General features: G+C 72.3%; 17 protein-coding genes. 8 read left to right on the top strand and 9 right to left on the bottom strand.

All coding sequences use genetic code 11. From position 1 onward, the window contains the following. Positions 1-118: 118 nt before the first annotated feature. The 3 genes from NLX94_RS33855 to NLX94_RS33845 are packed head-to-tail and all read left to right on the top strand — an operon-like array spanning position 119 to position 3,718. Positions 119-1,363: a hypothetical protein gene (locus tag NLX94_RS33855; RefSeq protein WP_254387005.1), complete on the top strand. Its 1,245-nt coding sequence runs from the start codon at positions 119-121 to the stop codon at positions 1,361-1,363. After that, positions 1,360-2,970 (top strand): VWA domain-containing protein, encoded by a 1,611-nt coding sequence (locus NLX94_RS33850; protein ID WP_254387003.1) that lies wholly within the window; start codon positions 1,360-1,362, stop codon positions 2,968-2,970. The genes NLX94_RS33855 and NLX94_RS33850 overlap by 4 nt, the downstream gene beginning before the upstream one ends. Then, the gene (locus NLX94_RS33845; protein WP_254387002.1) at positions 2,954-3,718 is read left to right on the top strand and encodes a hypothetical protein; all 765 of its coding nucleotides are present in this window, start codon (positions 2,954-2,956) and stop codon (positions 3,716-3,718) included. Before NLX94_RS33850 ends, NLX94_RS33845 begins: the two co-directional genes overlap by 17 nt. Positions 3,719-3,728: 10 nt before the next feature. Here NLX94_RS33845 and gap read toward each other — a convergent pair whose 3' ends face one another. Beyond that, entirely contained in the window at positions 3,729-4,727 is a 999-nt protein-coding gene (gene gap, locus NLX94_RS33840) for a type I glyceraldehyde-3-phosphate dehydrogenase (protein ID WP_254387000.1), read from the bottom strand. Between the two features lie 126 nt (positions 4,728-4,853). Next, positions 4,854-5,810, bottom strand: a complete 957-nt coding sequence (locus tag NLX94_RS33835; RefSeq protein WP_254386998.1) for a GlxA family transcriptional regulator — start codon at positions 5,808-5,810, stop codon at positions 4,854-4,856. Positions 5,811-6,126: 316 nt separating this feature from the next. Between NLX94_RS33835 and NLX94_RS33830 the strand changes: the two genes are divergently transcribed. Further along, on the top strand, positions 6,127-7,806 hold the full coding sequence (locus NLX94_RS33830; protein WP_374684056.1) for a carbohydrate binding domain-containing protein: 1,680 nt from the start codon (positions 6,127-6,129) through the stop codon (positions 7,804-7,806). 66 nt (positions 7,807-7,872) lie between these two features. On the opposite strand, the gene NLX94_RS33825 is transcribed toward NLX94_RS33830, so the two are convergent. Continuing rightward, positions 7,873-8,523 carry a hypothetical protein gene (locus NLX94_RS33825; protein ID WP_254386996.1) on the bottom strand — a complete coding sequence of 217 codons (651 nt, stop codon included), beginning with the start codon at positions 8,521-8,523 and terminating at the stop codon, positions 7,873-7,875. A 219-nt stretch (positions 8,524-8,742) separates the two neighbouring features. Here NLX94_RS33825 and NLX94_RS33820 point away from each other — a divergent pair, with 219 nt between their 5' ends. From NLX94_RS33820 to NLX94_RS33810, 3 genes are all read left to right on the top strand, one after another. Beyond that, complete coding sequence (locus NLX94_RS33820; RefSeq protein WP_254386994.1) at positions 8,743-10,299, top strand: acyltransferase domain-containing protein; 1,557 nt, start codon at positions 8,743-8,745, stop codon at positions 10,297-10,299. Positions 10,300-10,386: 87 nt separating this feature from the next. Next, complete coding sequence (locus NLX94_RS33815) at positions 10,387-12,915, top strand: SpoIIE family protein phosphatase (protein WP_254386993.1); 2,529 nt, start codon at positions 10,387-10,389, stop codon at positions 12,913-12,915. Between the two features lie 201 nt (positions 12,916-13,116). Then, positions 13,117-13,374: a response regulator transcription factor gene (locus NLX94_RS33810; protein WP_254386991.1), complete on the top strand. Its 258-nt coding sequence runs from the start codon at positions 13,117-13,119 to the stop codon at positions 13,372-13,374. A 62-nt stretch (positions 13,375-13,436) separates the two neighbouring features. Here the strand turns inward: NLX94_RS33810 and NLX94_RS33805 are convergent, their stop codons facing one another. From NLX94_RS33805 to NLX94_RS33780, 6 genes are all read right to left on the bottom strand, one after another. After that, on the bottom strand, positions 13,437-14,660 hold the full coding sequence (locus NLX94_RS33805; RefSeq protein ID WP_254387029.1) for a transposase: 1,224 nt from the start codon (positions 14,658-14,660) through the stop codon (positions 13,437-13,439). Positions 14,661-14,807: 147 nt separating this feature from the next. After that, positions 14,808-15,791 carry a serine/threonine-protein kinase gene (locus NLX94_RS33800; RefSeq protein ID WP_254386990.1) on the bottom strand — a complete coding sequence of 328 codons (984 nt, stop codon included), beginning with the start codon at positions 15,789-15,791 and terminating at the stop codon, positions 14,808-14,810. Positions 15,792-15,893: 102 nt separating this feature from the next. Continuing rightward, positions 15,894-16,466, bottom strand: a complete 573-nt coding sequence (locus NLX94_RS33795) for a hypothetical protein (RefSeq protein WP_254386989.1) — start codon at positions 16,464-16,466, stop codon at positions 15,894-15,896. 113 nt (positions 16,467-16,579) lie between these two features. After that, entirely contained in the window at positions 16,580-17,074 is a 495-nt protein-coding gene (locus NLX94_RS33790) for a hypothetical protein (RefSeq protein ID WP_254386988.1), read from the bottom strand. 145 nt (positions 17,075-17,219) lie between these two features. Then, a complete protein-coding gene (locus NLX94_RS33785; protein ID WP_254386986.1) occupies positions 17,220-17,816 on the bottom strand; it encodes a hypothetical protein in 597 nt (198 codons plus the stop codon). Between the two features lie 192 nt (positions 17,817-18,008). Beyond that, complete coding sequence (locus NLX94_RS33780; RefSeq protein WP_254386984.1) at positions 18,009-18,698, bottom strand: DUF998 domain-containing protein; 690 nt, start codon at positions 18,696-18,698, stop codon at positions 18,009-18,011. Between the two features lie 165 nt (positions 18,699-18,863). On the opposite strand from NLX94_RS33780, the gene NLX94_RS33775 reads away from it, so the two are divergent. Beyond that, a complete protein-coding gene (locus NLX94_RS33775) occupies positions 18,864-19,187 on the top strand; it encodes a YciI family protein (protein WP_254386983.1) in 324 nt (107 codons plus the stop codon).

Genomic DNA, 19,187 nt, shown 5'->3' with positions numbered 1-19,187 from the left:
CGTGCTGCCGGGGCTCCCGCGTACTGGACGTACTCGGGTGCCCCGGCAGCACGGCGAGGTGCGGTGCCGGGCGGCGCGGGCCAGGCAAGATCCGGAAGAGACGGCCTAGGGGGCGCGGGTGGTTGTCGCGGACAGACCGATCGTCGAGGAGCCACGTCTGGCCGTCCGGCGCCGGTCGGCCGGCTCCTGGTCGCGGCGGAGCCTGCTGCTGTTCTTCCTGCCCGCGCTGGCCACGGTGGTGACGGGGCTCGCCACGCTGGCCGTATCGGGCAATCTGCTGCTGCCCTTCGAGAGGGTGGTCGTCCTCGAAGGCAAGATGGCCTCCAAGCGGGACTTCTTCGAGGACGAGGAGGTCAAGCGGATCCTGCTGAAGCACCGCATCAGGGTCCACACGACCGACTCGGGCTCGCGCGAGGTCGCCCTGCGGGACGTCGCCGCCTTCGACTTCGTCTTCCCCTCCGGCCAGCCGGCCGGCGACCTGATCACCTCAATGCGCGCGGCGGCCGGCCAGTACGCCAAGGTGCACCGCCCGTTCGTGAGCCCCATCGTGCTCGCCACCTACCGGGAGTACGCCGAGACCCTGCGCGACGCCGGCATCGCGGCCCCGCTGCCCTCCGGGGGCGCGGACCGGCCGCTCTACTACTCGCTGGACATGCACAAGTTCCTCGCCGCCATCGACGGCGGACTGCGCTGGAACAGCCTCGGCATCGACCGGCACGGGATCTCCAACGCCAACCGGATCGTCGCCCAGACCCCCGACGTGTGCAGTTCCAACTCGGCCGGCACCTACCTGGCCCTGGTCTCCTTCACCTGGCGCGGCAACGGTCCCGACGTCCCCGCCACCGAGCAGGAGGCGAGCAGCCGCGGACAGGCCGTCAAACACCTCATGGAGCAGGGCCTGCCCGCCGCCGACGTGTTCCGGACGTACATGTCGCCGGAGGGCAAGGGCATCGCCCCGGTGGTCGTGGCGTACGAGCACCAGTACCTCACCTACCAGGTCCGGTACCGGGCCGAATCCGGCCGGCTCGACTCCGAGCGCGTACTGCTCTACCCCTCCAGCCAGTTCGTCACGCAGCCCCAGTTCATCTCCCTGAACGCCAAGGGCGAGCGGCTCGGCGAACTCATCACCACGGACCCGGAGCTGCGCCGCCGTGCGATGGAGCTGGGCTTCCGGATCCTGGACCCGGCCGGCGAGGTCGCCGGAGACCAGCTGGCGCGGTTCCTGACCGGGCGGAACGTCCCGGTGCCCGTCCTGCGCAGTGACGACACCCGCTCGCCCATGCCCCGGATCCGCTACCTGGAGCGGATGATCTCCATCGTGGGCGACTGCCCGCCCGCCCCGCTGCCGGACGGGGCGCCGTGACGGCGCACGGCGCACGCCGCCGGAGCCGGCGCAGGGCCCGGACCGCGCTCGCCCTGGCCTGCCTGTACGTACTGGCCCTGCTCACCGCCTGCTCCGAGGGCGAGGACGAGCCGGTGACCCTGACCGTGCTCGCCGGCTCCGAACTCGCGGACATGCAGCCCCTCCTGGACGACCTGCGGCGCGACACCGGCATCACGCTGACGATGGAGTACCGGGGCACCGTCGAGGCCGCCGCCTCCCTGGCCACCGGCAGCTACGGGCACGACCTCGCCTGGCTCTCCTCCTCCCGCCCCTTCCAGCTCCTGCTGAAGGAGAGCGGACGCCTGACGCAGAGCCCGCTGTCGACGAGCACCATGCGCTCCCCCGTGGTCGTCGGCATCAAGCCCGAGGTGGCCGGGACGCTGCGGCGGGCGACCCCCGACGGCCGGCTGTCCTGGGCGGACCTGGCGGACGCCGCTGCGGCCGGCTCGCTGAAGTACGCCATGGCCGACCCCCGCCGCACCAACAGCGGACTCGCCGCACTCGTGGGCGTCGCGACCGCCGCGGCGGGCACCGGCGGCGCCCTGCGCCCCGAGGACGTCTCCTGTGACCGGCTGCGGGGCTTCTTCACCGGGCAGGCGGTGACCGAGGACAGCTCGGGACGCCTCGCCGACGCCTACGTACGGGGCGAGGACCACCTCGACGCGCTGATCACCTACGAGTCCGAGCTGCTCGCCCTCAACCGCGCGGGCACCCTGCGCACTCCCCTGGAGATCGTCTATCCGAAGGACGGCATCGTGCTGTCCGACTATCCGCTGATGCTCCTCGACCCGGCCAAGCGGGCCGCGTACGACCGGCTGACGTCCTGGCTCCGGAGCGGACCGGTACAGCAGAAGATCATGGAACGGACGCTGCGCCGGCCGGTCGACCCGGGCATCACCCGCGGGCCGGACCTGCGCGCCCCGCTCGGCAACGCCCTGTACTTCCCGGACAGCCAGGCGGTCGTCGACCGGCTGCTGGCCGACTACGACCGGGCACGGACCGAGCGCCCGGCCCACGTCCTCTTCCTGCTCGACTTCTCCGGTTCCATGCGCGGCGAGCGGATCGCGGCCCTGCGCGCCACGATGGACGGGCTCAGCGGCGCGGACGGGTCCCCTTCCGGCAAGTTCACCCGTTTCCACCGGGGCGAGACCCTCACGGTGATGCGCTTCGGCGGCCGCGTACTGGACGAGCGGAGCGTGACGTACACGGGTGCGGCCGACCTGGAGCGGCTGCGCGGCTTCGTCGCCGATGACGGCTTCGCCCCGGGCACCGCCGTGTGGTCGGCCCTCGATCACGCCTACGGGACGGCGGCCGGCGCTCTGGCGAAGGAACCCGGCCGGCGCGTGTCCATCGTGCTCATGACCGACGGGGAGAACAACGCCGGGATGAGCCTCGATGCCTTCCTCACCCGGTACGAGGCCCTGCCCGCGGCCGTACGCGCGGTGCGCACCTACACCGTCCGGTACGGCGAAGCCGACCCGGGGGAAGCCGACCGGGCCGCCAGGGCCACCGGCGGGCACATGGCCGATGCCACCGGGCAGTCCCTTCTCGACGCGTTCAAGGAGATCCGTGGGTGTCACGAGTGAAGCGTGGTGGGCCGTCTGGTGGCCCTGGATGCTGCTGTGGGCGGCCACCGGGACGGGCCTCGCGGCGCTCCTGACGGTGGCCCTGCTGGGGCTCGTCCGATCCCGGCGGGCCGCTGCCGGGGACCTCACGGACGGCATCTGCTTCTACCTGCACGACAGGACGGTCATGGACCACTACCAGATGCGCGGGTACACGGCCGCCCTGCGCAAGGAGGTGGAACAGCGCACCAGCGACAGCAAGGACGGAACGGTCCGTGCGAAGGTCTTCGGCGTCGGTGCGGACGGCGGCCGCAGGGAGAACACCGAGATCGTCAGCCGCTACATGGAGGTCGCGGAACCGATCTCGGTGATCGGCCTGATCATGAAGGTCCTGGAGGAGAAGCGGGTCATCGTCCACGTCGACCTTCCGAGCCGGTCCGTCACGCGCAGCCCCGCGCTGCTGCGGACGGCGTCCACGGCGGCGCGGGGCGAGGTCCGGCTGCGCGACATCGAGGGCTTCGTGCTGATCCGGGGCCGGTTCCGCGCGACCGGCGAGGGCCCCGAGGGCGGATCCACCGTCTTCCTGGCCCCGTACGGAGACCCGGCCGACCCCGCCGCCGGCCCCCGTGTCCGCGTCACCTGCGCCACGGAGGGCCTGCGCAACCAGGTCCCCCAGGGCACCTTCTCCGCCCGTTGCCTGGGCAAGGTCCAGGAATGGAATCCGGACGAAGGCGTCCTGGAGGTTCAGGCGATGGCCATCTTCCGCTGAAGGCGGGGCCTCAGCGGCTCGCGAGGAGTTCGAGCGTGTCGATCACCCGGTTGGAGAAGCCCCACTCGTTGTCGTACCAGGCGACCACCTTGATGTGGCGGCCTTCGACGCGGGTGAGCTCCGAGTCGAAGATGGAGGAGGCGGGGTTGCCCGTGATGTCGGAGGAGACGAGGGCGTCCTCCGAGTACTCCAGGACGCCGGCGAGCGGGCCTTCGGCCGCGGCGCGGTAGGCCGCCAGCACGTCCTCGCGGGTCACGTCGCGGGAGACGGTGGTGTTCAGCTCGACGATCGAGCCCACCGGGACGGGGACGCGGATCGAGTCGCCGGAGAGCTTGCCGTCCAGGTTCGGCAGGACCAGGCCGATGGCCTTGGCGGCGCCCGTCGTGGTCGGCACGATGTTCACGCCGGCCGCACGGGCGCGCCGGGGGTCGCGGTGCGGGCCGTCCTGCAGGTTCTGCTCCTGCGTGTAGGCGTGCACCGTGGTCATGAACCCGTGCTCGATGCCCGCGAGTTCGTCCAGGACGGCGGCCAGCGGCGCGAGCGCGTTGGTCGTGCAGGAGGCGTTGGAGACGATCGTGTGCAGGGCCGGGTCGTAGGAGTCGCTGTTCACCCCGTAGGCGAGCGTGATGTCGGCCCCGTCCGCCGGTGCGCTGACGAGCACCTTCTTGGCGCCCGCTTCGATGTGTGCGCGGGCCGCCTTGGCGGTGGCGAAGCGGCCGGTGGCCTCCAGCACGATGTCCACGCCGAGTTCGGCCCAGGGCAGCTGCGCCGGCTCGCGCTCGGCGAGCACCTTGATGCGGCGGCCGTCGACGACGAGGACGTCCCCCTCCACGCTCACCGGCCGGCCGAGGCGGCCGGAGGTGGTGTCGAAGGCGAGGAGCCGCGCGAGGGCGGTGGGCTCGGTGAGGTCGTTGACCGCGACGACCTCGAGCTTGCTGTCGCGCTCGAGCAGAGCACGCAGCACGTTGCGTCCGATGCGGCCGAATCCGTTGATGGCGATGCGAGTCATGGTGTCTCCCTGTTCCCTGTCCCTTGGGTTCCCCACCAGATTCGCGGCTCGGGAGCACCCGCGACAGCGGCGCGATCGCCACGGTCCGCAAGGATCGCGCCAAGAGGCGGACAGGCCTCCTGTCCGTCACTCGCCCCGGGCGAAGGTGCGCCGGTACTCGCTCGGCGAGGTGCGCAGGATGTGCTGGAAGTGCAGCCGCAGGTTGGCGCCGGTGCCCAGGCCCACGTCCGCGGCGATCTGCTCCACGCTCCGCTCCGAGCGCTCCAGCAGTTCGCGGGCCACGTCGATGCGGGCGCGCATCACCCACTGCATCGGCGTGTAGCCGGTGTCCTCGGCGAACCGCCGCGAGAACGTCCGCGGGGAGACCGCCGCGTGCCGGGCGAGCACCTCCAGGGTGAGGGGTTCGCCGAGCCGGTGCAGCGCCCACTCGCGGGTGGCGGCGAACCGCGGGCCGAGCGGCTCGGGCACGCTGCGCCGTACGTACTGCGCCTGGCCGCCGCTGCGGTAGGGGGCGGCGACGAGCCGCCGGGCCGTGTGGTTCGACGCGGCCACCCCGAGATCGCGGCGCAGGATGTGCAGGCAGAGGTCGATCCCGGAGGCGGCTCCGGCCGAGGTCAGCACGGAGCCCTCGTCGACGAACAGCACGTTCTCGTCGACTTGGACCAGCGGCCATTTCGCCGCGAGCGCCCGGGCGTAGTGCCAGTGCGTGGTGGCGCGCCTGCCGTCGAGCAGGCCCGTGGCGGCGAGCGCGAAGGCTCCCGTGGAGATGGCCGCGAGGCGCGCGCCCCGGTCGTGGGCGGCGATCAACGCCTCGACGACGGCCCGCGGCGGGTCCTCGCGGTCGGGGAACCGGTACCCGGGGACGAAGACGGTGTCGGCCCAGGCGAGGGCTTCGAGGCCGTGGGCGACGGAGTACGACAGGCCGTCGCCGCCGGTCACCAGCCCCGGGGCGGCTCCGCACACCCGAACCTCGTAGGGCATGCTCGCGCGGGTCGTGAACACCTGCGCGGGGATGCCGACGTCGAGGGGTTTGGCCCCTTCGAGGACGAGCACGGCGACGTGGTGGGGGCGGGAGGCTGGCACCGCGACATGCTTCCGAAGGGGCGGGAGGCTTGTCAAGCACCACGGTTAGTAAACCTTCCGATTGAGATCACCACCTATCAGTTGGTCCAGACCTGTTGACGGCGATCCTTCCGGAGGATTAGGTTCCCGGCCACGAAGCGGATTCGCAGCAGCTCCGAAGCGGACACGACGTCAACTCCCCCTTTCCGTCCGGATGTACGGCCCCACCACGGGTTCTCCCCCCGCCCGCCGCCGGCGCCCCCACGCGCCCCCGGCGGGCCGCACGCCCACGCTCCGCGCTCCGCGCCGTCCCCCCATTCCCACTGGAGGCACTTCCTTGCGTACCCCTACCCGAACCCGTACCCGGCTGGCCTGCGCCGTCGGCGCGACCCTGCTCGGCGCGGCCGCGGTGCTGACCTCTCCCGGTGCGGCCTTCGGCGCCAACATCCTCTCGAACGGCGACTTCGAGTCCGGCACCACGGCCGGCTGGTCCTGTTCCGGCGGCCTGGGCTCCGTGGTCGGCTCGCCCGTGCACGGCGGGAGCAAGGCCCTGGCCGGCGCGGCCAGCGCGAGCGACAACGCCAAGTGCGTCCAGACCGTCGCCGTGCAGCCCAGCACCACGTACACGCTCTCCGCCTGGGTCCGCGGCAGCTACGTCTACCTCGGGGTCACCGGCGGCGCCTCCACCTGGACCCCCTCCGCGGCCGCCTACACCAAGCTGACGGTCTCCTTCACCACCGGCGCCTCCCAGACCAGCGCCGAGATCTACCTCAACGGCTGGTACGGACAGGGCACTTACCACGCCGACGACATCACCCTGGACGGTCCGGGCGGCACCGTCGACACCCAGGCGCCCACCGTGCCCGGCAGCCTCGCCGCCACCGGGAAGACCTCCACCACGGCCTCCCTGAGCTGGACCGCCTCCACCGACAACGTCGGCGTGAACGGCTACGACATCTACCAGGGCGGGGCGAAGGTCGCGACCTCCACCACCACCAGCGCGACCGTCACCGGCCTGACCCCCAGCACCGCCTACGCGTTCACCGTGCGCGCCCGCGACGCCGCGGGGAACACCTCGGCCGCCTCGAACACCGTCAACGTCACCACCGACACCGGGACCGTGCCGCCGGCCGGCTTCAAGCAGGCCGCTCCGTACCTCTACCTCGGCTGGGGCAACCCGCCGAGCGCGACCACCGTCATGAACGCGACCGGCACCAAGTGGTTCACCATGGCGTTCATCCTCTCCTCCGGCGGCTGCAACCCGTCCTGGGACGGCCAGCGCCCGCTGACCGGCGGCATCGACCAGAGCACCATCGCCTCCATCCGTGCGGCGGGCGGTGACATCGTGCCCTCCATCGGCGGCTGGCAGGGCAATAAGCTCGGCCCCAACTGCTCCAGCGCCGAGGCCCTGGCCGGCGCCTACCAGCAGGTCATCAGCGCGTACGGCCTCAAGGCCATCGACGTGGACATAGAGAACACCGACGAGTTCGAGAACGCCGTGGTCCAGGACCGCATCCTCGGCGCGCTCAAGATCGTCAAGCAGAACAACCCCGGCCTGAGGACCATCCTGACCTTCGGCACCTCCACCACCGGCCCGACCAGCTGGGGCAACCGCCTGATCGAGCAGTCCAAGGCACTGAACGCCGGGATCGACGTCTTCACGATCATGCCGTTCGACTTCGGCAACGCCTCGACGGACATGTACGCCAGCACGGTCAGCGCGACCGAGGGGCTCAAGGCCAAGCTGAAGTCCGTCTACGGCTGGGACGACGCGACCGCCTACTCCCACATCGGCATCTCGGGGATGAACGGCATCAGCGACACCCAGGAGACCACCACCGTCCAGAACTGGACCGACATCCGGAACTGGGCCAACTCCCACCACATCGCGCGCCTCGCCTTCTGGTCGGTGAACCGCGACCGCGGCTGCCCCGGCGGCGGCCTGCAGGAGACCTGCTCCGGCATCGCCCAGAGCGACTGGCAGTTCACCTCCATCACGGCCGGCTTCACCGGCTGATCCACCGCCCCGCAGCAGCGGGGGCCGTCGCGGAGTTCCGCGGCGGCCCCCGCGCCCCGTACCGGGTCAGGAACCGGTCGGGGCCTCCCCTTCGGCGCCGGCCCGCACCCGGGCCCGTACGGCCTCCGGATACCTTTCGGTGAACCGCAGGGCTCCGACGATGGTGAGGACCTGGATGATCCAGCCGGTCCACATGTTGTCCGGGTCGCGGAGCACCAGGTCGCCGTACGCCCCCACGATCGCGTTGACCAGGAAGGCCAGCCCCCAGACCCCGGTGATCAGGTAGTTCGTCCGCTTGAAGACGGGCGAGTCCCAGAACTTCCGGTCGACCTGCTCCCGGGCGTACTGGAGGGTGAACGGCACCCCGACCAGGATGGAGCCGAAGGCGATGGCGAAGAGGGCGATGTTCGAGATCTCGCCCGCGTAGGTCTCCAGCCAGCGGCGCGTGCCGTCGCTCGCGAAGGCCCCGACCACCGTCAGGATCCCGAAGAACACGACGTCGGCGAGTTCCAGGATCTTCAGCGAGGATCCGGGACGGAGCATCCTGCTGCCGACGACGAGGCAGACGGAGATGGCCAGGGCCAGCCCCACCGCCCATTCGAAGCGTCCGGGCCCCACCACGAAGGCGAAGACGATCCAGGGGGACAGCCCCACGAACGGACTCTCCAGGATCCGCGCCACCTTGCCCGTACCCCGGGCACCATCCGTGTTCGCCATGGCTCAGCCCTTTCCGCGTGACCCCCTCCCCCTCCTTCACCCTCCACCTTCCCAGCCGGCGTGCACCGCCGCCCCCGATGCCCCTGCGCGATACTCCGCACCTGTCAAGTGACGAAAACCCGGGTCTACGCCGCCGCCCGCCCTCCGGGCACGGTGGAGAGCGACCGTCCTGCGCACAGCAGGAGCGACGCGCCCATCCGGAGCGAAGGCGGACCCGCCATGACTGACATCGCCCTCATCGGACCCGGCTGCTGCTTCCCCGGCGACCGGTCCGCCCCCCGTGCGGCCGCCTGTACGGAGCCGGTCGCCCTCCCTGACTCCGTGGACGGCTCCGACTCCCGGCACCGCGCCGAAGCCCCCTGGCCCTTTCGGTGCGGCGGCACCCGGCGAGGTGCCGCCGTCCGCTCCTCCGGCGCCGGTACCGGGCCCCAGCTCCTCTTCCTCTCGGCCGGCAGCCCCGGGCTCCTGGACCAGCACATCGGCGAGGTTCTCGACGTACTCGACGCGGCGGACCGTACGCCGCTGGCGGCCGTGGTCCACGCCCTAGCCGCGCGGCCGCCGCTGCCGGCCCGGCTCGCGATCGTGGCCACCGACACGGCCGGCTTCCTCCTGCGGCTGCGCCGGGCCCGCGAGCAGCTCCTCGACGGAGCCCGGGGCGACCTCGGCGACGGCGCCTTCGCCGCCGATGCCCCGCTGCCGCCCGCGCAGCGCCGTATCGCCTTCCTGTTCCCCGGTCAGGACGGCCGGCTGCCCGGCACGATGCGGGACCTCTACGCGAGGTTCCCTGCCTACCGCTCGGCCGTCTGCGTGCTCAGCGCCGTGGCCCGGGCCGGGCTCGGCTTCGACCTGGCCGACGTGCTCTACGGCGAGGCCTCCGCGCCCGCCTCCCCCGCCTCCCCCGCCTCCCCCGCCTCCCCCGTGGACAACGGGGAGCTGGGCCGCAGGCTCTCCGCCACCGAGGTGTGCCAGCCGCTGCTCGGCACCGTCCAGATCGCCGCCACCCGGGTCCTCGCCGACTGCGGGATCGGCCCCGACCTCGCCCTGGGCCACAGCGCCGGGGAGTTCGCGGCGGCCGCGGCGGCCGGGGCGCTGACCCACGTGGACGCCGTCCGGCTGCTGGTGCACCGGGGCGCGGCCCTGCGGCGGGCCGGGGCCGGGCTCCGGGGCGGGATGCTGGCCGTGCAGACCGACAAGGAGACCTGCCGCCGCCTCGCCGCCGGCATCGACGACGTGTGGCTCGCCTGCTTCAACCAGCCTCGGCAGGTGGTGGTCAGCGGCACCCCGGAAGGTCTCGCCGCCCTGCGGGAGGCCTGCGCCCGGGCCGGGGTCGTCACGGCCGTGCTCGACACGGCGAACGCCCTCCACTCCCCCCGGCTGGCCCGCGCCGAGGAGGCCGTGCGCTCGGGGCTCGCCACCCGTCGCATCGGCGTCCCCTCGGTGCCGTTCGTCTCCTCCGTGAACGCGGAGGTCTGCGCCGACCCCGACCGGCTGCGTTCCCTGTGGGTCCGGCACGCCTCCGTGCCCGTCCGCTTCGACGACGCCGTCCGCACCGCCTACGGCCAGGGGGCCCGCGTCTTCCTCCAGGTGACCGGCGGGAGCTCGCTCCTGACCTCGGTCCGCCGCAACCTCACCGGCCACGGCGACGTCCACGTCGTCCCCGTCACCGGGGAGGTGCCGGACGACACCCGCACCTTCGTCCTGGCGCTCGCCCGGCTCGCGGTCCTGGGCGCCCCGGTCGACCCGCGCGCACTGGCCCCCGCTCCCGCGAACCTCTGAGGGGGCCGCACTGCGTTGGTGCTCCTTGCCGGGCCGGATCATGCTTGTCAGTGGAGCCCCTGGCCAGCGAAGGCGAGATGAGCGGCGATGGAGCAACTTCCCACCCCTCCCGGTGAGCGGCCCGCCGGGACCACGCACGCCTCCCCGGGGGCCGCGTACACGGCCACGGCCACCATCAGCGAGCAGGGCCTCGTGACCGGGTGGAGCGAGGGCGCCCGCCGGCTGCTCGGCTACGCGCCCGCGGAGATCGTGGGGCGGCCCGCCGCGGACCTGCTCGCGGAGCGGTCCTACGGGCCTGCGGGCTCCGGCGGTACGGGAGGTACGGGAGGTACGGGCGATTCGGTGGGTACGGGCGCTGCGGCGCGGCCGGTGGCTCCCGGGCAGGAGCGGTGGAGCGGCACCGTCCCGCTGCGCCACCGGGACGGCCGCCGACTGGACGCGGGACTGCTCGCGCACCGCAGGCCGACCGCCGTCGGAGCGGCCGAGTGGTTCCTGGTGTCCGCCGTGACGGGGGCGTCCGGCGGGTCCTGGGACGGGACCTCGGGCGGCGCGGGCGCCCCGGGCAACCCGGGCGACCTGGGCGCATGGGCCTTCGACCGGTCCCCCTGCGTGCTGGCGGTCTTCGACGAGGAGCTGCGGCTGGTGCGGGCCAACGAGGGCATGCACCGCGCGCTCTCCCTCACCGAGGGCGAGATGCGCGGGCTGCGGCTGTCCGAGATCTCCCCCGACCCGGTGAGCGAGGAGACCGAGCGGGGGATGCGCCGGGTGCTGGAGACGGGCGAGCCGCAGTCCGTGGACGGCTTCGTCCGGCCGCCCGGCGCGAGCGCGTCACCCGGCTGGGCGACCTCGCTGGCCCCCGTACCGGGTCCGGACGGCCGGGTACGGGCCGTGTACCTGGCCGCGCACGACCGGCCCGCGGCCGGCGCCGCCCCGCGGCAGCCGCTCCCGCCGACCCTCGCCGGCGCCCGCCTCGACATCGGGAGCACCCCGGACAGTGCCCGTACCGCGCAGGAGCTGGCCGACGCGGCCGTCCCCCGGCTCGCCGACTTCGCGGTCGTCGACCTGCTGGAACCCTCCGCCCGCGGCGAGATGCCCGCCGGGGGTCCCGGGAAGGGGCCGCTCCGGGTGTCCCGCACCGCCGTACGGTCGGTCCTCGGCGGGAGCCGGGAGGCCCGGTTCGCGGTCGGGGAGACTCTCGTCTACCCGGCGCTGTCGCCCCCCGCGGAGTGTCTGGCCGCGGGGCGGGGCGCGGTCTACGGGACCGCCGACCCGGCGGTCGCCCGGTGGGTCGCGCAGGACCCCGGGGCCGGCTGGATCAGCGAGTACGGGACGCGCTCGATCATGCTGGTGCCGCTGCGCGACGGCGGGGTCACCCTCGGCCTGGCCGTCTTCAGCCGTCACCAGGACCGGGACCCCTTCGACCCGGAGGACCTGCGGCTGGCCGAGGAACTCACGACCCGGGCGGCCACCGCGATCCACCGTGCGCGCAGGACCGCCCGGGAGCACACCACCACGATGACCCTGCAGCGCAGCCTGCTCCCGCACACCCTGCCCGCGCAGTCGGCGCTGGAGATCGCCTCCCGCTACCTGCCCGCCACCGGCGAGGCCGGTGTGGGCGGCGACTGGTTCGACGTGATCCCGCTGTCCGGAGCCCGGGTGGCCCTGGTCGTGGGCGATGTCGTCGGCCACGGCATCCGCGCCTCCGCCACCATGGGCCGGCTGCGCACCGCGGTGCGCACGCTGGCGGACGTCGACCTGCCGCCCGACGAGCTGCTCACCCACCTAGACGACCTCATCATCCACTTGTCGGCCGACGAGACGGGCCAGGAGACGTCCGGGGGCATCGGCACCACCTGCCTGTACGTGGTCTACGACCCGGTGACCCGCCGGTGCTCCGCCGCCCGGGCGGGTCATCTCCCGCCCGCCGTGGTCTCCCCCGAGGGCTCCGCGTACCTGCTCGACGTCCCGGCGGGGCCTCCGCTGGGCCTGGGGGGCCTGCCCTTCGAGACCGTCGAGGTCGAACTCCCCGAGGGCAGCCTCCTCGCCCTGTACACCGACGGCCTCCTGCGGGGCCGCGACCACGACATCGACGAGGCCCTCGACAGCATGCTCGCCGAGCTGATCCGGCCGGCCGCCGCCCTGGACACCGTCTGCGACCGGGTGCTGACGGCGCTGCTGACCCGCCGCCCCGACGACGACGTGGCCCTGCTGGTCGCCCGGACCCGGGCCCTGCACACCGACAAGGTCGCCGTCTGGGACCTGCCCTCCGACCCCTCCCTCGTGGGGCAGGCCCGCCGCAACGCCACCGACCAGCTGGAGGCCTGGGGGCTGGAGGAGGCCGCCTTCGTCACCGAGCTCGTGGTCAGCGAACTGGTCACCAACGCCATCCGCTACGGCGAGCCGCCCGTGCAGCTCCGGCTGATCCACGAGGGCACCACGCTGATCTGCGAGGTCTCGGACGCGAGCGGGACCGCCCCGCACATGCGGCGGGCCCGGATCTTCGACGAGGGAGGGCGCGGGCTGCTGCTGGTCGCGCAGCTCACCCAGCGCTGGGGCACCCGGCACACCCTCTTCGGCAAGACCATCTGGGCCGAGCAGTCCCTCGTGGAACTCTGAGGACCGTGTTTCCCCGTTTCCCCCTCCGAAGGACCATGTGCCCTTCCCTGTGACACGCCCGTGACAGACGACGGACAGGGCGATGAACTCCCACCCACAGGCTCTTTAACACGGACATACATTCACATTCGTGGACATGTCCTCTGCTTCCAAAGGTGCGAGCAGCCGTGATGACCGAGCCGATGTGCCGGAGGAAGTCCCATGAGCCTCACACTCGTCACGCCGCACCCCGAAGCCACCACCGCCCCCGCAGCCACCGAGGCCCCCGCGACCGTACTGGCCCCGCGCGAGCAGGAGGCGCTGCGCCACATCGCCGCCGGGTGCACCTACGTGCAGACCGCCCGCTCGATGGGACTCTCCAAGCACACGGTCGACGCCTACCTGCGCCGCATCCGGGCCAAGCTGGGCATCAACACCACGGCCGAGCTGACCCGTCTGGCCATCTCCCTGGGACTTTGAATCCTCCCCTCCCTGAAGGGAGGGGATTCCTCGCCCTCCAGGGCTGATCGGGGATTTCTGGCTCACGCTGCCAGGTGGGGCCGCGCCCCACCTGGTCTTCCGCGATCAGCACCAGCCGGGTTGAGACCAGCCCGGACCAGCATCACGCGGGCGGAGTTCTTGTCCCTGGGGGACACGGCTCCACACGCGGTGCAAGCGTAGGTACGTTCTGAGAGAGGTAGTGCGTGCTTGGTTCTCGCTCCGCACTGCGCACAGTCCATCGTGGTGTGCGCGGGATGGACCAGATACACGGCCCGGCCGTGCTTTCGGCCCATCTCGACCAAGGCCGCCTTCGTCGCGGAGATCGCCGCGTCGGCGGCCTTGCGGGCCATGGTCGACTTGGCGAGGAACTTCGGCTTGAAGTCCTCCACCGCCAGGGCGTCGTGGTCGCGGACCACGCACTTGGCCCACTTTCGGCCGGTGTCCTGACGCTGCCGGGCCACCTTCCTGTGCAGCTTCGCGACTCGCTTCTTCGCCCGCTGGTATCCCTTCGAGCCGGGCTTGCCCTTCGCCGGCTTACGGCGGGTCATCATCCGCTGGTAGCGCGCCAGCCTGACGGCCGCGTTCTTGCCGTGCTGGGCGTGGGGCAGGTCGTGATCGTCGGATGTAGTGGTCGCGGTTTCCCGCACGCCCCAGTCGATCCCGATCACACGGCCGGTCTCCGGCAGCGGCTGGGTCTCGGCGGGGACGACGAACGAGCAGTACCAGTGCCCGAGGCTGTCCTGATACACGCGCACGCTAGACGGGCCTGCGGGAAGGTTCCGCGACCACACCACCGTCAGGGCGATGCCGCCCGCCAGGTGCAGCTTCCCGTCTTTGATCCGGAAGCCGCGCTTGGTGTAGTTGAGGGACGGCCGCGCTTCCCGCTTCTTCTTGTACTTCGGCATCCCGGCGCGCTGCCGCATCGGCAGCCGTTCCTTGATGTCCTTCTGCGCCTTCGCACGGGAGTTCCCGAAGTCCCGGATCAACTGCTGCTGCGGCACCGAGGAGCCCGCCCGCAGCCAAGCGTTCGCCCTCCGGGCCTCGGTCAGCATCTTGTCGAGCTGCGCCGGGCCACACGTTTGTTTGTCCGTGCCTTCGGGCCGGTTCTTGTTCGCGAGGTGCGTCTGCTTCGACTTCGCGCAGGACTCGTTCCACACCCACCGGCACCGGTTCCACTCGCCCAACAGGGCCGCGCGGGCCGTGGACGACACACGCAGCCGGAAAGTCCACCGGGCATGCCCGGCATCCCCCGCCATCGGTGCCATCGTCACCCCAGCAACCTATCCCCCCACCACTGACAACAGCCGAAAAGGGCAGGTCAGAACAGATGCGAACCGAACTCCGGCGCTCCGCGCCTCCGACCCAAGGACCCAATCCTCCCCGCCCTAAAGGACGGGGCATCATGGGAGAAATCAGGTGAACACCGGTCCGGCCCACTCCGGGGGCTCCCTGGGCGGCGCCCCGCTCCCCGCATCCGCGGGCCGTGGAGCCGTCCGCAGGGCAGGGGCCGCGGCGATGACAGTGGCCGCACGGAGCGCCGACACGAATTCCAGGCAGGAGCCGTAACGGTCCTCCGGGACCTTCGCCAGGGCCTTCGCCAGTACGGCGTCGGCCGCCGGCGCGATACCGGGCCGCTTCCCCGTCAGGGGAGGCGGCTCTTCGTATTGGTGCGCCCACAGCAGCGCGGGGGCGTCGTCCCGGACGAAGGGCGGCCCGCCGGCGAGGGACTCGTAGACCACACAGCCGAGGCTGTAGACATCGCACCTGCCGTCGACCGGGCGCCCGGAGATCTGTTCCGGCGCCACGTAGTCGATCGTGCCGACGAACTCGCCCGCCGTGGTGAACCCGGTGAGCGCCAGCGACTTCTTCGTCAGTCCGAAGTCCGTGAGGTAGATGTGCTCCGGGTGGTCGCTGTCGGTGCCCTCGGCGACCAGGATGTTGGCGGGTTTGACGTCCCGGTGCACCAGATCGTGCTCGTGGGCGGCGTCGAGGGCGGAGGCCACCTGGGCGGCGATGCGCAGTGCGGTCGGGACGGGCAGCGGCCCTTCCCGGTCCAGCAGGGTGCGCAGGTCCGGCCCGACGACGTACCGCATGGCGATGTAGAGGACCCCGTCGGTCTCCCCCGCCTCGAAGACGGGCACGATGTGCGGGTGCTCGATCCGGGCGGCGACCCGGGACTCGTGGGCGAAGCGGCGCCGGAAGACCTCGTCCCGGACGCGTTCCGGGGCGATCAGCTTGAGCGCGACCGTACGGTCCAGCCGCAGGTCCCTGGCCTGGTAGACGACGGCCATGCCGCCCCGGCCGATGATGCGCTCGATCCGGTAGCCGGCGATCTGCCTCCCGATCAGGCCGGAGGCCCGGCCCGTGTAAAGGCCCTGGTTCGCTGCGGTGCCCATCAGGCGCCTCCTGCAAAAAGTCTATCCAGTGGCCCCCGAGCACGCCCGTGGGGCGAGCGGTGCTCGCCCCACGGGGATCCGGTCAGGCCCTCGGCCCGGCGGTCAGTCGTCGTCACCGCCGGCTCCGCCGTTGCCGCCGCGGCCGCTGCTCTCGCAGCCGACGCCTACGCAGATGCCGCCGTTGCCGCCCCGGCCGCCGCCGCCGCCGTCGCCACCGGGGGCGGCGTTGCCGCCGTTGCCCCCGTTGCCGCCGTTGACGCTGCCGCCGCACACTCCGGCGCAGATTCCGCCGTTGCCCCCGTTCGTGCCGTTCCCGGACGGCCGGCCCTGGGTGCCGTTCCCGCCGTTGGCGCTGCCGTTGCAGAGTCCGGCGCAGATTCCGCCGTTGCCCCCGTTGGTGCCGTTGACCGTTCCGTTGCAGTTGCCGGCGCAGACCTTGTTCCCGACGCGGACGCTGCCGTTGCCCACCTGGACCTTGCCGCCGAGCCGCTTGGTGCCCGATCCGCTGTCACCGCCTCCGTATCCGCCCGTCCAGCCGCCGGATGCCGGGGCGCTCTGGACCGTCTGGACCGTCGCGGCCGGGGCCGCCAGCGCCGCGGGGGCCATCGCACCGGCACCGATCAGCGTCGACGAGATGACAAGACCAATACGGAACTTCCAGGAATGGGTGCGCATGGGATTCTCCTTGCCGAGGGTGGGGAGGACCGGGGGAATTGATGCCGGGGACCAGTGCCGGGAATTCGGACGGAAAAGGACCCGGCCGGCCACCGGCCGGACGGGCCCGTCGATCACGTGTTGACGGAGGAGAAGGGGGAGAAGGGGGAGCCGGTTCCCATCAGGGCGAACCAGTCGCCGTCGAGGTAGCTCTTCTTCCAGTTGTCGATCTCCTTCTCCGGGATGTCGTACTTCTTGGCGATCTTCTCCTTCGTTTCCTCGGAGTCGTCGGCCAGAAGGGTCACCACGATGCGCACCTTGTCCACCATCGTCAGCTCCGACTTCGGCTTGTCCGGCAGGTCGTCGAACCGGAAGCAGCCGGCCGTTCCGGACTTGCCGGGCTCTCCGGGCTTGCCGGGCTCCCCACCCTTGCCGCCCTCGCCGCCCTTGCCGCCTTCGCCGCCTTCGCCGCCGAGCCCGCAGTGGGCGGGCGATCCCATCGTGATCGAGGAAACGGAGCTTGCGGGGGTGTGGGACTGCGACGCTTGCGCGGCGCACGCCGTACCGGTGACGAAAGCCAGGGAGGCCGCCGCCAGGATGAGCGGACGCTGCCAGGGGCTCGTGAACATGGGGGTTCTCCGTTTCCGTGAGCACGGATGTCGCTGAGGAGGAAAGTGGGGGTGGAGCGGGTGGGGGTGGAGCGGGTGGGGTGGGGGTGGAGTCCCTGAAGGCCTCCACCCCCGTCGAGCAAAGTGGGGATCAGCGGATCAGCGATCAGAAGATGCTGGACCCTCCGGCGCCACCGCCGCCGCCGAGGCCGCCGAACAGGCCACCGAAGCCGCCCTTGCCGCCCTTGCCGCCCTTGCCGCCCTCGAAGACGCCGTTGCCGCCCTTGCCGCCCTTGCCGCCGTCGCCGCCGACCAGGATGCCGTCGCCGCCGCTGCCGGCGTTGCCGCCGCCGCCGCCGAAGAGGCCGCTGCCGCCATCGCCGCCGCCGCCGCCCTTGCCGCCGATGACGCCGTCGCCGCCACCGCCGCCGCCACCGCCGCCACCGCCGGAGAGGATGCCGTCGCCGCCCTTGCCGCCCTTGCCGCCTTCGCCGCCGGTGCCGAGGACGCTGCCGCCACCGGAGCCGCCGGAGCCGCCACCGCCGCCTACGAGGCCGCCGCCGCCTTCGCCGCCGTCCCCTCCGGCGCCACCGGCGGCCGGGAGAGCGGTCGCCACGTGGGCGGGCATCGGGGCCGCCGTGGCCATGGAGGCCGGAAGGAGGACTCCTCCCGAGATCATGGCGGCCGATGCGAACAGTGTCGCGATGCGGAATCCGCGGCGGTTGGTACGGACGACGTTGTTGGTGCGAGTCTTACGGTTCATGGCCTTCTCCTAAGATCCAGAGGAATGTGCGCTCGTTCCGGATATTCGAAACGGTGCGGTAATTCGAGGAGAGGAGGAGTTTCTCGGAGAGGTTTTCCGTTCCGTCCCTTCCTCGTGCCTCAAGTAAGCCCCGGCGGGGACATCCCGGTCACGTTCCGGAAACTCGGGACTTGACACCCTCCGGACCACCGGTTAGAAGGCCTCGCGGCGTGCCCGGAACGCGACCGCCGAGATCCAGAGCATCGCCGTGACGGCTCCGACGGCCAGGGTCAGGGTGCCGGCCCGGCCCCCGCCCATCGCCCAGCCGTTGCCGAGCAGGAGGGTCGTACCGGCGACCCGGGAGGCGAGGGCGTACGGGCGGTTCCCGGCGCGGCCGAAGTGCCGGCCCAGGACGTAGCAGGCGGCGATGAGCGAGGTGAAGGTGACCGACCCGGCGGCGAAGTGGGCGTAGCTCTGCCAGGTGAGCGTGGCGGTCTCCGCGGAGGGGGCGCCCCCGGGGAAGCCGTCGACCGGATCCATGACGAAGGCTCCCGCGGCGATCATGCCCAGGCCCCCGATCCGGACCAGCCGCGGGGCCCAGGTGCCGCCCGGGGTGCCGTACAGGGCCCGCCGCAGGCCGGTGGCCCCGAGGACGAGGAGGGCTCCGGCGAGCAGGAAGTTGGTGATCTGGAGCCAGCCGAGGCCGCCGTTGCTCAGCGCGCTCAGCGGGTGGCGGGTGATGTCGAAGCCCTGGCGGGTCGCGGCCTGGGTCAGGGAGACGGCCGCCCACAGCGGCGAGGCCACGACCGCGCAGGTGAGCAGGGACCGGGTGGTGGCGGAGGAGGAGGGGCGGGGTGCGGCGGAGGGGACAGGGGTGGTGGCGGCGGGGGTCCGGGTGCTCATGGCGGGTGCCTCTCGGGTTCGTCGTATACGGCTCTGGTGCGGTTCTCGCCGGTACGTCGAACCGTCGATGTGGCACGGAATCGGCGCGTTCCCTGTCACATCGGCGGTTCGACGTGTAGGCAGGGTGCGGGCAGCAGCTCGGCACCACGAGACGAGGGAGTCCCCATGCGCTACCTGATGACGACGAAGCCTTCCGACGCCGCCCCCGACGAGCGGCTGTACGCCGAGATGGGCCGGTTCATCGAGGAACTGACCGCGGCCGGCGTGCTGCTGGCCACGGGCGGGCTGGAGCCGGGCGGCATCCTGGTCACCTCGGCCGGTGAGGAGATCACCGTGACGGACGGGCCGTTCGCCGAGGCCAAGGAGGCCGTGGCCGGCTTCGCGCTGATCGAGGTCCGGTCCAGGGAAGAGGCGATCGAGCTGGCCCGCCGCTTCCGCAGGATCGTGGGCGACGGCGAGAGCGTGGTCCAGCAGGTCTTCGGCCCCTGA

Source organism: Streptomyces sp. TBY4 (assembly GCF_024213195.1).
Classification (GTDB): Bacteria; Actinomycetota; Actinomycetes; order Streptomycetales; family Streptomycetaceae; genus Streptomyces.
This window is presented reverse-complemented; position numbering and strand designations above follow the sequence as displayed.

What these genes read in the sequence shown, in the direction of transcription:
- gap (WP_254387000.1), bottom strand. Translation starts at nt 4,727, where the DNA reads ATGACTCGCATCGCCATCAACGGATTCGGCCGCATCGGACGCAACGTG.
- NLX94_RS33825 (WP_254386996.1), bottom strand. Translation starts at nt 8,523, where the DNA reads ATGGCGAACACGGATGGTGCCCGGGGTACGGGCAAGGTGGCGCGGATC.
- NLX94_RS33820 (WP_254386994.1), top strand. Translation starts at nt 8,743, where the DNA reads ATGACTGACATCGCCCTCATCGGACCCGGCTGCTGCTTCCCCGGCGAC.
- NLX94_RS33815 (WP_254386993.1), top strand. Translation starts at nt 10,387, where the DNA reads ATGGAGCAACTTCCCACCCCTCCCGGTGAGCGGCCCGCCGGGACCACG.
- NLX94_RS33810 (WP_254386991.1), top strand. Translation starts at nt 13,117, where the DNA reads ATGAGCCTCACACTCGTCACGCCGCACCCCGAAGCCACCACCGCCCCC.
- NLX94_RS33805 (WP_254387029.1), bottom strand. Translation starts at nt 14,660, where the DNA reads ATGGCACCGATGGCGGGGGATGCCGGGCATGCCCGGTGGACTTTCCGG.
- NLX94_RS33800 (WP_254386990.1), bottom strand. Translation starts at nt 15,791, where the DNA reads ATGGGCACCGCAGCGAACCAGGGCCTTTACACGGGCCGGGCCTCCGGC.
- NLX94_RS33795 (WP_254386989.1), bottom strand. Translation starts at nt 16,466, where the DNA reads ATGCGCACCCATTCCTGGAAGTTCCGTATTGGTCTTGTCATCTCGTCG.
- NLX94_RS33790 (WP_254386988.1), bottom strand. Translation starts at nt 17,074, where the DNA reads ATGTTCACGAGCCCCTGGCAGCGTCCGCTCATCCTGGCGGCGGCCTCC.
- NLX94_RS33785 (WP_254386986.1), bottom strand. Translation starts at nt 17,816, where the DNA reads ATGAACCGTAAGACTCGCACCAACAACGTCGTCCGTACCAACCGCCGC.
- NLX94_RS33780 (WP_254386984.1), bottom strand. Translation starts at nt 18,698, where the DNA reads ATGAGCACCCGGACCCCCGCCGCCACCACCCCTGTCCCCTCCGCCGCA.
- NLX94_RS33775 (WP_254386983.1), top strand. Translation starts at nt 18,864, where the DNA reads ATGCGCTACCTGATGACGACGAAGCCTTCCGACGCCGCCCCCGACGAG.